The sequence below is a fragment of the Mesorhizobium sp. 113-3-3 genome (assembly GCF_016756495.1).
Classification (GTDB): Bacteria; Pseudomonadota; Alphaproteobacteria; order Rhizobiales; family Rhizobiaceae; genus Mesorhizobium.
In genome coordinates, this window is the sequence record NZ_AP023243.1 from 6409794 (window position 1) to 6423001 (window position 13208).

Genomic DNA, 13208 nt, shown 5'->3' on the forward strand with positions numbered 1-13208 from the left:
CCGCCTTCCTCGTCGTCAAGAGATTGGTGATCAGTTGCCGGGATAGGCCGTGCCTGTGCCGAGGAAGCGCTTTGTCGTCTCGCGCGCGGCCTCCTCGGACTGCGCCTTGCGCGCCGCATCCTCGGCCTCAGCGCGGAACTGCGTTGCGAGCAGCGTCTGGATCTGCATCTGCTGCTTGGTCGAAAGCGCAAGGAGCTGGTTAGTGGCCTGACTTGCCTGAAGCGCACCGGCCGCGCCTTGGCTGCGGTTGACGAGATCGGCAAGCAGGTCGCCATCACCGCGAACATTCTCGACGATCTGCGACTGAACACCCATGGTCTGACGGAATGCCTGCATTGCGCTTTGCCAGCGGTCACGTGCGGCGCTCGCTACATCGCTGACCTTGATCGTGGCGTCGTAGCTTTCCGGATATTGATTACGCCACTGGTCCTGAAGCTTGTTGAGATCAAAGCTCAGGCCACTTGCCTGGTCCATCAGACCGTCGATCCGTTGGAGCGAGCCGGTAAGCTGACCCACGGAAGAAAAATCCAGACTCTGAAGATTGCGTGCCATGTTCTGCAGCACGGTCGCCTGGTTCTGGAGCGACTGGATCTGGTTGTTGATCTGCTCCAGCGAGCGCGCCGCCGTGAGCACGTTCTGAGCGTAGTTCGACGGATCGAACACGATGAGCGCGTAGGCCGGCTGCACGTAGTCGGCCATCGGCTTGGCGATCAACGAAAGGGTGATCAGGCCCGAGAGAAAGCGGCGCCGCATCATGACGATTGCTCCTTGGTTGGTTGAGGGAATTGCTGGAGAAGCTCGGCCGCCCAATCGAGGCCGCGGGCGCCGAGGAAGCGAAAGACAAAGCTGTCCTGCCCGTGCTCGGACAGGACCCTGTCGATCAGGCTTTGCGCGGCTGGACCCGAGGCGCCGCAAAGTGCAAGCGCGATGGGGCCGAGCCCGAGCTCGAAGAGACGGTTGCCGCAGCGCGACTGCAAATAGTAGTGCCGCTTCGGCGTGGCCCGGGCGATCAGTTCGATCTGCCGGTTGTTGAGACCGAAGCGCTCATAGGCAGTCCGTGCCTGCGGTTCCACGGCACGATCATTGGGGAGAAAAATGCGCTGTGGGCAGCTCTCGATGATCGCCGGCGCTATTGCAGAGCCGGCGATGTCGGCAAGCGACTGCGTGGCGAAGATCACCGATACGTTCTTCTTTCGCAGCACCTTCAGCCATTGGCGGATGCGGGCAGCAAAAAGCGGATTGTCGAGATAGACCCAGGCCTCATCGAGCATGAGCAGCGTCGGTCGCCCGTCGAACCGCTCCTCAAGGCGATGGAAGAGATAGGTGAGCACAGGCAGCACAGCGCTTTGGCTATGCATCAGCTCCTCGGTCTCGAAGCACTGCACATCCGACAAGGCCAGCCGATCGTCATCGGCATCGAGCAATTGGCCGAAGGGACCGTCGAGCGTGTAGGGCATTAAGGCGGACTTCAGTGCATTGGACTGAAGCAGGACCGACAGACCGGTCAGCGTGCGCTCCTGCGCCGGCGCGGTGGCGAGGCTGTTGAGCGCCGACCAGATCGCCTCCTTCACCTCCGGCGTGAGGGTGACGTTCTCATGGGCAATCAGGCCGGCGATCCATTCAGCTGCCCAGCTGCGCCTACCCTGATCACCGATATTGCGCAGTGGCTGGAAGGCAAGCGCACCGTCCGAACCCAAGACATGATGCTCTCCACCCATGGCGAGCGTTGCCGCGCGCGCCGAATTGCCTTTGTCGAAGACATAGACCTGCGCGCCGGCATAGCGACGAAACTGCAGGGCGATCAGGGCAAGCAGCACCGATTTTCCGGCGCCGGTCGGTCCAACGATCAGCATGTGGCCGACATCTTCGACATGGGAAGAAAGCCGGAACGGAGTCGACCCGCTGGTTTCGGCGATGAGGAGCGGCGGGGCCTCTCGTCCAGTGACTTCAGCCAGATGCTCGTTCGCCGCAGGACCGGCCCACACCGAGGAAAGCGGCATGAGATGGGCAAGGTTCAGCGTGTGAACGAGCGGCTGACGAACGTTGGCATAGACATGACCCGGCAGCGAGCCGAGCCAGGCTTCGACCGCATTGACGCTTTCGCGGATGGTGGTGAACCCGAGCCCATTGATGATGCGCTCGACCGCGCGAAGTTTCTCAGCGGCGGCTTGGCGATCCTCGTCCCATACCGTCACCGTTGCAGTGAGATACCCGAAGCCGACATGATCGCCGCCCAACGCCTGAAGTGCTTCATCGGCGTCGAGCGCCTTATTGTCGGCGTCGCTGTCGACGAGCGGAACGGGTTCGTTGCTTACAACCTCGCGCAGGATTGCGACGATCGATTTGCGCTTGGCAAACCACTGCCGGCGCAAGCGGGTCAGCGTCTTGGTGGCCTCGGTCTTGTCGAGCGGAATGAAGCGCGTCATCCAGCGATAGGCGAAATCCTGATGATTGAGGGCATCGAGGATTCCGGGCCGGGTGAGGTTCGGAAAGCCGAGGATGGTAAGTGTGCGAAGATGTTGCACACCCAGCATCGGCTCCAAGCCGCCGGTAAGCGGCACATCGACCAGGATGCCGTCCAGATACATTGGCATTTCCGGCACGGCGACCGGATGGCGGCGGGTCGAGATCGTGTCGTGCAGGTATGTCAGCGTCTCGGCGTCATCGAGCGGACGCACTTCGGGCATGAAGCCCGACAGAAGATCCAGCACACGGTCGGTCTCGTCACGGAACCGCGCCATCTCCTGGCGCCAGTCTCTTTCGCCTTCTGAATGATGCGAGTCGACGAGCGCGCTTTCCGCCCGCGCCTGGGCGTCCGGTGGCGGCATGGACAACAAGGTCAGGTGATAGCGGCTCTCGAAATGCGCGACCTTGCCTTCGAAGGCAGCACGCCGTTCTTCATCAACCAGCCATGACGCCGCGTCCGGGAAACGCGAGGACGGATAGCCCAGCGCTTCGATGCGCTCGGCCTCGAAAAACAATGTCCAGCCGGAGCCAAAGCGTCTAAGCGCATTGTTGGCCCGGGCGCAGATGCCGATGAGTTCGGCTTCGGTCGAGCTTTCCAGATCGGGCCCGCGAAACCGAAGAGTCCGCTGAACGCTGCCGTCCTTGTTGAGCACGATGCCGGGCGCCACCAGTGCTGCCCAGGGCAGATGGTCGGCAAGCCGGTCGGCCTTGCCGCGATATTCCGAAAGGTTCAGCATGCGAGCCATCCCCTCAGGCGAAGGTGACGGACAAGCACGCTGGCAAAGTCGGGATCGCGCCTTGCGGCAAAGACCGCGAGCGTGTGGCCGCCAAGCCAGAGCACTAGCCCGGCAATCCATTGCTGCAAGCCTAGTCCGATGGCCGCAGCCACCGTGCCGTTGAGGATCGCCACCGCCCGCGGCGCGCCGCCCAGCAGGATCGGTTCAGTCAAGGCCCGGTGAACGGGAACCTCGAAGCCCTCGATATGTTGCACTCCGGCGGCCATCAGACGAGCGCCCCGCCGCCGAAGGAGAAGAACGAGAGGAAGAAGCTCGATGCGGCGAAGGCGATCGACAGGCCGAAGACGATCTGAATCAGCCGGCGGAAACCGCCTGCAGTATCGCCGAAGGCAAGGGTCAAGCCGGTGGTGATGATGATGATCACCGCGACGATTTTGGCGACCGGTCCCTGCACCGATTCCAGGATCTGCTGCAGCGGCTGTTCCCAAGGCATGCCGGAGCCGGCAGCGTGCGCCGGAACTGTGAGAAGAAACGCGAGCGCGGCAAACGAAAGAAAGCGGAGCTTCTTGCGCATAAGGGGGCCTTTCAGAGTTGCTGGAGTTGCGGAGGCGTGAGTGGGGTGAGGGCGTAGTCGCCGCTGCCGTCGAGACCTGTGACCTCAGCGATTGCATCGATGCGGCGCGACGAGCCGCGCCCCGCGATGAAGACGATGAGATCGATGGCATTGGCGATGAGGCGGCGCGGCACGGTGACGACAGCTTCCTGTGCAAGCTGCTCGATGCGATAGAGGGCAGAGCGCGCCGAATTGGCATGAACCGTGGCGATGCCGCCGGGGTGCCCGGTGTTCCATGCCTTGAGCATGTCCAGCGCTTCCGCGCCCCTGACTTCACCGACGATGATGCGGTCGGGGCGGAGCCGGAGCGTCGAGCGCACGAGATCGGCGAGTGTGACCGAGCCCCGCCTGGTTCTCAGGGCAACGCAGTCCTTTGCTGCGCATTGCAGTTCGCGGGTGTCCTCGATGAGGATCACTCGCTCGTCGCATTCGGCGACTTCGGCCAGCAGCGCATTGGCAAGCGTCGTCTTACCCGACGACGTGCCTCCGGCGACAAGGATGTTGCGCCGTTCTCGGACTGCCTTTATCAACGCATCGGCCTGCAGCGGCAACATGATGCGATCCGCAACATAGTTGGCCAGCGTGTAGAGCTTTGCGGCTGGTTTGCGGATGGCAAAGCAAGGCGCCAGCACGACAGGCGGCAGCAGTCCCTCGAAGCGTTCGCCCGATGGCAATTCGGCGCTGACAATCGGATTGTCCGCATGCGCCTCGGCACGCACGTGGGAAGCGACCAGGCGGATGATGCGTTCCGCCTCGGAAGGATGCATATGCACGGCCGTATCGATTCGGCCTTCTCCCAGCCGGTCGAGCCGCAGCGCACCATCGGGATTGACCATCACCTCGATGACCAATGGATCGGCCAGCGCCTCAGTGATCGTCGGACCCATGGCGGTGCGCAGCATGGCGCGGCGTCGGTGGTCGGCCTCTGGATGAGCGCTCATCCTTCCCCTCCTCCGCCATTGTCTTTGCCAAACGAGCGTTTCCCCGATGCGATCTGGCGACCGACCTGCTCGACGAATTTGTCGAAACGCTCCTGAGCAATCGCCTGCGTCGCCTTGTCCGGAACAGGCGTGTGGGCATGAAGCGTGATCGAAAAGCGGATGAAGAGCGCCAAGCTTTCCAATGTCATGTCGACATCGCGCCTGACGTGACTGAGGTCGCGGGAAAGACGGTCCAGCCTCATGCCATAGCGCCGATCGAGTTCATTCTCGCCACGCCGCTCGATGAAAGCTTCTACGGCCTTCGCGACGACCGCGGATTTTGTGGTCGAGGGATCGCGGCTGAGGTTGTCCAGCTTCTCGCTCAATTCCGGTTCGAGCAGAAACTGGTGACGAATGCGGTGGGGCTTCATGCGCTTGTTCCAACTGGCCGGCGCTGGCGGGCCGGCGGCGGAACAAGCATTATCGAGATGCCCAAAATTGCTTACGGCCGTTATCTACGCTGAGATACGCCCGAGCTGCGGAAAGCGTTCAGAAGCCGGGGACGATATCCTTATCATCGTCCCTTCCCTCGTTGATGCCATAGGCACCTGCGACGGTGGAGATCCGGTCCATGACGCGCTTGTCCGCCATCGCCTCGCTATCATCGTCTGCGGGTCTGGACAGATCGTCCTGGTCCGGTTCCTGGGTGACGGCGGTATGTTCTTCGGGTAGGCCAGGATGGCGCTGCTGCTGAACACCTCCCTCGTCCGCAAGCGCGGCGCCAGCGCTTTCATCGTCGGACGCAAGACGACGGTCGACGCCGCGTACTTGCCCAGTCCAATCGTCCGGCCGCGACATCGGGCAGTCCGCGTAGGGTCCGTCGCGCAACACCGGCGAAGGCAGCACCCGCTCGGTGAAATTGTGATCCTCATAGTATCGCAGCTTTTTGGCCCGGATGGGGGGCAGTCCCGAAACCAGCACCAGTTCGTCCGCGGGCGGCAATTGCATCACCTCGCCCGGTGTCAGCAGCGGGCGGGCGGTTTCCTGGCGGCTCACCATGACATGCGAGAGCCAAGGTGCCAGCCGGTGGCCCGCATAGTTGCGCATGGATCTGAGTTCCGTGGCCGTGCCAAGCGCGTCCGAGATTCGCTTGGCCGTGCGCTCATCATTGGAGGAAAAGGCAATTCGCAAATGGCAGTTGTCCAGAATGGCGTTGTTGTCGCCATACGCTTTGGAGATCTGGTTCAACGATTGCGCGATCAAGTAGGCACGAATTCCGTAACCGGCCATAAACGCGAGCGCGGTCTCAAAGAAGTCGAGGCGACCGAGCGCCGGAAACTCATCCAGCATCATGAGCAGTTGATGCTTGCGGCTCTTCTTTGGGTCACCCTCGAGGCGCTCCGTCAGCCGCCTGCCGATTTGGTTCAGGATCAGTCGCACCAAGGGCTTGGTGCGCGAGATGTCCGATGGCGGCACGACCAGATAGAGCGACATCGGCCACTCCGCATCCATCAGATCGGCAATGCGCCAGTCGCAGTCCGATGTTACCGCCGCCACGGTCGGATCACGGTAGAGGCCGAGAAAAGACATGGCGGTCGAGAGGACGCCTGAACGTTCGTTCTCCGATTTGTTCAACACCTCTCGTGCCGCCGAGGCCACGACGGGATGGACCTCAGGCTTATTGGCCGAGCCGAGATGGTTGGTCGTCATCATTCGCCGCAAAGTCGCGGCAAACGAGCGTTGCGGGTCCGACAGAAAGGTGGCGACGCGGGCAAGAGTCTTTTCCTCTTCGGCGTAGAGCACGTGCAAGATAGCGCCGACGAGGAGTGAATGACTGGTCTTCTCCCAATGATTCCGCCGCTCCAGCGCGCCTTCCGGATCGACTAGAATGTCGGCGATGTTTTGGACATCGCGAATCTCGTCCGAACCTTTGCGTACCTCCAGCAGCGGGTTGTAGCGGGCCGATCGCGGATCAGTCGGATTGAACAAAAGGCAATGCGAGAACCTCGACCGCCAGCCGGAGCTCAGCTGCCAGTTCTCGCCTTTGATGTCGTGAATGACGGCCGAGCCGGACCAGGAGAGAAGGGTTGGGACAACCAGTCCGACGCCCTTGCCGGAACGTGTCGGCGCAAAGGCCATGACGTGCTCAGGCCCGTCATGACGCAGATACCGGTCCTTCAGTTTGCCGAGGAAGACGCCTGCCGGCTGAAACAGCCCTGCTTTCTCGATCTCCCGCGTCGCCGCCCATCGAGAGGAGCCATAGGTGGTGACCAAGCCGCGCTGGCGCGCGCGCCAGAGGGAACCAGCGATCGCAGCGGCACAGCCCATGAATCCACTGGTGCCCGCAAGCATGCCCGCCTTGTCGAATACCTCGGGCGCATAGGCATCGAATTGGAACCACCATTCCAACAGTTTCCACGGCTCGTAGATCGGCCAGCCAGCCGCGACAAACCATGGCGCGCCGAGTTGTTCCTGAAAGGCTAGCATATGAGCGCACCATTGCGTGGCAGCCCACACGCTGAGGAGAACGATGGCGAACACAATGGCGATCTGCCCAATCAGAAGCTTCGTGGGCGTCACTGGCTTGCTCCGCTGTTCTGGAGAGATGGATCGAGCATCGCCCGGGACGGCCGGAACAGGAATGCGCCCTATGTACGACTTGGTGCGATGAGAGGCTGTTTGGCGCGCCGTTTGCTCTCCTTCGAGGTGTATCAATATTCGCGCATTCCCGAGGACTGCTACGTCGGAGGGGACTCATATCGGTCGTGCCTATCGTGAGCACGTGGTCGGCGAGCTGGCGGTGGCGTGCGGGCAAGCCGCTGAGGAAATTCTGAACATCGAGTCCGGTCTGAGGTACAACAAGCCTATCGAGATCGGATCGCGAGGTAGCCCTGCCCGCCATGGGAATTCCTCAGGCGAGTACCGACTTATTGGGCGCTGCCTTATAAGTGGAAGGCGCCTTCCCGTTGCCTCTATCCCAGATAAGTTACCTTCCGGCCTTCAGTTGCCAAGCATATGACCGGCATTTCGCAACGCGTCTAGGAAGAGGCCGGCATGGTGAGTGACATCGAATTTGGCCTGCATTGACACCGGCATGCTGGTCCAATTCTCCAACGGTGCAATGAAGCGGGAGAAGGTATCGTCGATGACGCAGTAGCGGCTAATAAGGCCTTGTCTGTCCAACGCCAGCACACCAATCTGCCCGCCTCGATATCGGATGGCTGCGAGCCGTTGGACCTCGGCGTCATCATCGATCCGCACATCGAAAAGCAGGTTTCCGCGGCTCCTCGCGGCTATCTCCGCCGCTTTGTCATTGAAGCTCAAGCAGAGTGAGCGGACGCTTTCCACTGCCATCTGGAAAACCAACAAATCCAGTTCATTCACGGCCATGTGGGCAGTTGAGCCAATAAATGGATGATTGCAATGTCGCACACGGCTTGTTCACAGGTGTCGGCGACTGATTGTTCGTGGCTTTCTGTCCGCTGCCGGCGATGGAATATTTGAAGGACGGCGGGTCCCGTATTTCCTGTCGCGTTGGCAACCGCGGCGGCCACCTGCCGGGCGGCAGCGGCAGAGACAATGTCATAGACAGGTGGAAGCGTGGGCTTTCTGCCCTTCAATAGTTCCCTGACCATACAGATTTGCACGCGCGGCCGCAGCTTGCCGCCCGCCTCAACGGATTCGGCTTCTCTGGCAGCACGTTCCATTGCTGCGGTCGCCTTGTTGAGCGTCACCAGAACGCCAAGCTTCGTGGCTGGCAAGATCGCCAACTCGCTCAAGCTCACGACCTCTATTCGATGGACGGGCACGGCCGTGCATCGCCGCGGCAGGGGACAACATCGTCGTGACCGACCCTCAAGCCCTATATCGTGTCGGCGGGATCGTTCAGCAGGAACGGCGAGATCGCCGTGGAGGGCAAGCCCTTCTACATCGTGGCCGGCGGCGGGAGCGGCAAGATCCACGATCAAGCAGCTGAGAAAGATCACGCATATAGCCACGATCCCGCGGTCCAGCCGATCTACATTTGAGGACGACCAGATCAAGCAGCGCGCCCTGTCGAATTTGGGTCCGGGATTGGCAGTTGGTCTATCCCTTCCTGACGATGGAACGCTCGATCCAGTCATGGCTTATAAGGCGGAGACCAGAGCGCAGATGAGTACGCGCCTACTACGAGATCGGCTATCGCACCAATTCGAGCGGATCACGATCGATGCGACACCGTGGCTTTCTTCGAGGGCGGGAAGCCGCTTGAGGCCTGCTACGCCGGCGAAGGCTGTGAAATCCTGACCTCGAAGAAAGGAAACCGCATGGGCGTCAAATTTCGCTTCGGCGTCGCCTTGGCCTCCTCACACTTGGTTGGCTGACTCAGCGGGCAACCCGGTCGAGAAAAGCGTCGAATGCGGCAGCGACAACGCGCATCGCAAAGCGATGCTGCCGCCTTACGCGGACAAAACCCTTTTCGATGTCCACAATCCCGTCCTTGGCAAGCATCGCCAAGCGTTCAGCTGAATCGAGAAAATGGATCGGATCAGATCCGTGGGCGGCACAGATTGCCGGCACATCGGCCTCGAGATCGCACATTAGTCGCTCGATGATTGCGGCTCGCGCGCGGTCTTCGTCGGTGAGACGGTAGCCCTTTGACGTCGCCAGACGGCCAGCCGCGATGTGCCGGCAGTAGGAATCCCGTGTAACCTCGTTCTGAACGTAGCCCTCGCCGACACGCCCGATAGCCGACGCGCCGAAACCGATCAGGGTTTTGCAGGTGTCGGCCGAGTAGCCCAGCGAGTTGCGCCGCAGGCGACCGGTTTTCTGTGCCAGCGCGAGATCGTCGTCCGGCAAGGCGAAATGGTCGAGCCCGATCTCTCGGTAGCCGGCGGCAATCAGCGTCACGGCAATGGCCGCATCCTGTTCGGCGCGGGCAGCGCTGCCCGGAAGCGATGCCTCCTCGATGAGGCGCTGATTCTTAATAAAGGACGGAATGTGCGAGTAGCCGAACACCGCAAGCCGGTTGGGGCGCATGGCGACCGCCGCCCTCGTGGTCTCGACGCAAGACTGCACCGTTTGATGCGGGAGACCAAAGATGAGGTCGAAGTTGATGCTTGTCACTCCATGCCGACGCAGCATTTCGACGGCAGCCGCCGTCTGCGCCTCACTCTGGACCCGGTTGATCGCTCTTTGAACAATGGGATCGAAGCTCTGCACGCCGAGGCTCGCGCGGTTCACGCCGGCTGCTTGCAAGGCTTCGGCCATATCGGCCGTGAACGTGCGTGGATCGATCTCGACGGCGATCGTAGCTGTTTCCGCAAGCGCAAAGTGGCGGCGCAGGAATTCCGTCAGGGCGAGGAACTCAACTGGCCCCATGAGAGTTGGCGTTCCGCCGCCGAAATGCACATCGCTCACGGGCAGCGCCTGCGGCGCGTGCTCCGAGACCAAACGTATCTCGTCACGCAGCGCCGCCAGATAATTAACGATCGGCGCATCATGGCGGGTGATGGTGGTGGGGAAGCCGCAATACCAGCACTTTGATCGGCAGAACGGAACGTGCAAGTAGAGTGACGCCGGATCGTTAGCCGGTAGGTTCCTGAGCCATTCCTCATAAGCGTCGGCGCCGACCGCCCCAGAGAACTCCGCGACAGTCGGATAGATGGTGTACCAAGGCAGGTGGGCTTCGCGATGTTTTGTGGTCTGCAACAGTTACCGTCCCATGTTGTTGCCTTCCATCCTTACCACTGCGCTCTCCTGTGTCTTTGCGCTATATCAGTCCGGTCCGCTTTGGGCCCGATTATTTCGCAGCGATAGCCCCATTCAGCCTTGGCTGGACAGCGATGGTATGAGCACGCGCTGGTCAGCGACAAGCGCCGTGGGTTTCCCGTCGAGACTTTCCCGCACACCGTTTGGTGCTACTATCCTATCCTATCCCCTCCCTTCAGCGTCCGATGGAACGCAGCATGCCCCGTCCGACCAGTCGATTCGGCGTTGGGACCAGACTTTTGCTCGCCGGCTGGTGCGTAAGACGGCGTCACGTAGCGATACCTGGCATCTCGATGAGTTCGTCGTATTAATTGCCGGCACGAGGCTTTGGCTGTGGCGCACCGTCTGTCAGAGCGGGAATTGTGCTCGAGGAGACCGTCCAGGTCCGCCCCTGCCAAGGCTGCAAGCCTGATGAACCAATTTAGAAAGTAGCGCTACGCCAGGCGCATGATCACCGACAAATCGCGCTCCTGTGGCCCGGCAAAGCGCCGGAGTGAAGCGCAACTCAAGCATCGCTCGCAGCTGACAATCGAGCGAATTCGCATGTGCTTCCGTAAAAACAAAAATGGCCCATGCACGGCTTCCGATTCAGAGAGGGGCTTACAACGGCTCGTCTCGACCTTCCCGCCTTTCGGAACCACTTTGTCCGGACTAGCTGGACAGCTGGTGCACCTCGCCACCGCCGAGGTGTGGCCCTTCGCCCTAACGAGGACGCTTACGCCTAGGCATGTCGGCATCAGTGGGGCATCTCGGCTGACGTACCGAGCGGTGCACTCGCATGATGTCAACAATGTCGAGGCTCAAAACAAACAAAAGCTATCGCCATTGAACGATACTGTCGCGAAGCGAACAGACGAACCATGTCCGAAACATTTGCTTTTCGTGCTCAGCTTGACCCTCAGAGCAGAAAAGGAAACGCAAGCCAAGGTCCGACGGCAAACTTGAGTGTCAATCGTAGCTTGGTCGTGAGGTTGGCACGTCGCTTGCGGGGTGATTTTCTGAAGCCGGTACGCCCGCAGCTATCGGAGATAATCATGGCGATCGACCCAGAAGTGTTTGATTCCTCCCCCGGGCATTTCAAGCAGGTGATATGAGAACAACATCTTATCGCGTGGAAGTATGATTCAGATTCATCGCCTCTGTTGTTGAATCATTATTATGACCCGTGCGTCATACTGCGATGGGCGCAGCGCGATGTGCATCGTTTTCGATTGTGGGACAGGAAGGGCTGGCTCGTTCGTTGACGTCCCCTTCTTTAATATTTGAACGGAGATCAAGAATGAACATCAGGAGCCTCCTGCTCGGCTCAGCTGCGGCCCTGATCGCCGTTTCCTGTGCCCGAGCCGCCGACGCCATCGTCCTGGCCGAGCCTGAGCCCGTTGAATACGTCAAGATCTGCGACGTTTACGGCGCTGGTTACTACTACATCCCCGGCACCGAGACCTGCCTGCGCATCGGCGGCTATATCCGTTACGACATCGGCCTCGGCGATGTCGTGTCGCATGACAAAGCTAGAGCCACGGATGTGAAGACTGGCGAGGCCCAGGGCATATGGCAAAACCACACGCGTTTCACATTCAAAACTTGGACCGGGCAAGAGACCGAACTCGGTACATTGCAGACCTACATCGAGACCCGCATGAACTACGGCAAGCACACGGCCTATTCCGGTTCGGACAGTCCTCGATACTATGCCTTCAGCCAAGGCATCACGTTGACTTTCGCCTGGGTTCAGCTTGGTGGCCTCCGAGTTGGCAAGGACTGGTCCGCCTTCGACATGTTTAATGGCTACGCGGGCGACGTGCTCAATCAGATGCTTATCCCGTACGGCGCCTTCGATACTAATGTGGTTCAGTACTACTTTGACGCCGGTAACGGCTTTTCGGCTGTGGTTTCACTCGAAGAAGGCTCGGGCCTGGTCGGCACCATCGACAGCTACGTTCCGCACCTAGTCGGCGGAGTGAAATACACACAACACTGGGGCGCGATCACCGGCGTTGTCGCTTATGATAGCAACTACGAATCGGTCGCGGGCAAGGTCCGCATCGACGTCGATGTTACCGACCAACTCTCGCTATTCGGAATGTTCGGCTACGGCTCCAGCGGCAAGCTCAACGATGACGTCACTAACGCAATCGACGCTCATGGTCGCGGGTTCTACAAAAGTTGGGGCGGTAACTGGGCTTTCTGGGCCGGCGCCACTTACAAGCTCAATGAGACAACTTCGTTGAATCTTCAGCTCTCGGGTGATCAGCTCAGGAACTATGGTGTCGCTGCAAACGTCGCCTATACGTTTCTTGCAGATTTCACAATTACAGCCGAACTCGACTATGACCGCTACGGCGACTTCGCCGTCGGCAAGGTCGACCCTTCCATTAGCTGGGCGAATGCCAACAAAAAGAGCAGTGTCGGCGGCATCCTCCGTTTCGAACGTTCATTCTAACGGGAGGAAGAGCTTCATCTCGGTGCCTCAGGCGGCGAATGACGATTATGCGGGGGACCTGCCACGCCTGCGGCAGATAAGCGCTGGCACGTTTGCAATCGGATACAGCTGCGATTAGGGCGCGGCCGATGCCCCGCCTGCCGGGATGTGACAGCTGGCAAAGCGTTGCGGCAGGTTTGCTGGCGGTCCCGGCACTTGCGCTGACGCGTGCGGCGCAGTCCGGCGACACGGTGGAGGCCGCCGGCAGATGGGTGGGCGCGTGATCGCCGAAGCAATCG

General features: G+C 60.6%; 11 protein-coding genes. 1 reads left to right on the forward strand and 10 read right to left on the reverse strand.

What is annotated here, in order from left to right; all coding sequences use genetic code 11:
* Nucleotides 1-30 precede the first annotated feature (30 nt).
* The 10 genes from trbJ to hemN all read right to left on the reverse strand — a co-directional run bounded on the left by trbJ (nucleotide 31) and on the right by hemN (nucleotide 10427).
* Nucleotides 31-756 carry a P-type conjugative transfer protein TrbJ gene (trbJ, locus tag JG746_RS30995; RefSeq protein ID WP_065004902.1) on the reverse strand — a complete coding sequence of 242 codons (726 nt, stop codon included), beginning with the start codon at nucleotides 754-756 and terminating at the stop codon, nucleotides 31-33.
* Nucleotides 753-3203, reverse strand: a complete 2451-nt coding sequence (gene trbE / locus JG746_RS31000) for a conjugal transfer protein TrbE (RefSeq protein WP_202323964.1) — start codon at nucleotides 3201-3203, stop codon at nucleotides 753-755. The genes trbJ and trbE overlap by 4 nt, the downstream gene beginning before the upstream one ends.
* Nucleotides 3197-3469 (reverse strand): VirB3 family type IV secretion system protein, encoded by a 273-nt coding sequence (locus tag JG746_RS31005; protein ID WP_006329217.1) that lies wholly within the window; start codon nucleotides 3467-3469, stop codon nucleotides 3197-3199. The genes trbE and JG746_RS31005 overlap by 7 nt, the downstream gene beginning before the upstream one ends.
* Entirely contained in the window at nucleotides 3469-3777 is a 309-nt protein-coding gene (locus JG746_RS31010; RefSeq protein WP_010914020.1) for a TrbC/VirB2 family protein, read from the reverse strand. The genes JG746_RS31005 and JG746_RS31010 overlap by 1 nt, the downstream gene beginning before the upstream one ends.
* 11 nt (nucleotides 3778-3788) lie before the next feature.
* Nucleotides 3789-4757 carry a P-type conjugative transfer ATPase TrbB gene (gene trbB / locus JG746_RS31015; protein ID WP_202295876.1) on the reverse strand — a complete coding sequence of 323 codons (969 nt, stop codon included), beginning with the start codon at nucleotides 4755-4757 and terminating at the stop codon, nucleotides 3789-3791.
* Entirely contained in the window at nucleotides 4754-5167 is a 414-nt protein-coding gene (locus JG746_RS31020; RefSeq protein WP_006329210.1) for a hypothetical protein, read from the reverse strand. The genes trbB and JG746_RS31020 overlap by 4 nt, the downstream gene beginning before the upstream one ends.
* Nucleotides 5168-5285: 118 nt before the next feature.
* Nucleotides 5286-7316, reverse strand: coding sequence for a conjugal transfer protein TraG (locus JG746_RS31025; RefSeq protein ID WP_202323965.1), 2031 nt, complete (start codon nucleotides 7314-7316; stop codon nucleotides 5286-5288).
* A gap of 420 nt (nucleotides 7317-7736) precedes the next feature.
* Nucleotides 7737-8126 carry a hypothetical protein gene (locus JG746_RS31030; RefSeq protein ID WP_172352291.1) on the reverse strand — a complete coding sequence of 130 codons (390 nt, stop codon included), beginning with the start codon at nucleotides 8124-8126 and terminating at the stop codon, nucleotides 7737-7739.
* Nucleotides 8117-8515, reverse strand: a complete 399-nt coding sequence (locus JG746_RS31035; protein WP_172347046.1) for a hypothetical protein — start codon at nucleotides 8513-8515, stop codon at nucleotides 8117-8119. Before JG746_RS31035 ends, JG746_RS31030 begins: the two co-directional genes overlap by 10 nt.
* 586 nt (nucleotides 8516-9101) lie before the next feature.
* A complete protein-coding gene (hemN, locus tag JG746_RS31045) occupies nucleotides 9102-10427 on the reverse strand; it encodes an oxygen-independent coproporphyrinogen III oxidase (RefSeq protein ID WP_202323967.1) in 1326 nt (441 codons plus the stop codon).
* Between the two features lie 1339 nt (nucleotides 10428-11766).
* Between hemN and JG746_RS31050 the strand changes: the two genes are divergently transcribed.
* Entirely contained in the window at nucleotides 11767-12930 is a 1164-nt protein-coding gene (locus JG746_RS31050) for a porin (protein WP_202323968.1), read from the forward strand.
* The last annotated feature ends 278 nt before the right edge of the window (nucleotides 12931-13208 follow it).

Excerpts from the sequence above, each read along its gene's own strand:
- trbJ (WP_065004902.1), bottom strand. The coding sequence starts at position 756 with ATGATGCGGCGCCGCTTTCTCTCGGGCCTGATCACCCTTTCGTTGATC.
- trbE (WP_202323964.1), bottom strand. The coding sequence starts at position 3,203 with ATGCTGAACCTTTCGGAATATCGCGGCAAGGCCGACCGGCTTGCCGAC.
- JG746_RS31005 (WP_006329217.1), bottom strand. The coding sequence starts at position 3,469 with ATGGCCGCCGGAGTGCAACATATCGAGGGCTTCGAGGTTCCCGTTCAC.
- JG746_RS31010 (WP_010914020.1), bottom strand. The coding sequence starts at position 3,777 with ATGCGCAAGAAGCTCCGCTTTCTTTCGTTTGCCGCGCTCGCGTTTCTT.
- trbB (WP_202295876.1), bottom strand. The coding sequence starts at position 4,757 with ATGAGCGCTCATCCAGAGGCCGACCACCGACGCCGCGCCATGCTGCGC.
- JG746_RS31020 (WP_006329210.1), bottom strand. The coding sequence starts at position 5,167 with ATGAAGCCCCACCGCATTCGTCACCAGTTTCTGCTCGAACCGGAATTG.
- JG746_RS31030 (WP_172352291.1), bottom strand. The coding sequence starts at position 8,126 with ATGGCCGTGAATGAACTGGATTTGTTGGTTTTCCAGATGGCAGTGGAA.
- JG746_RS31050 (WP_202323968.1), top strand. The coding sequence starts at position 11,767 with ATGAACATCAGGAGCCTCCTGCTCGGCTCAGCTGCGGCCCTGATCGCC.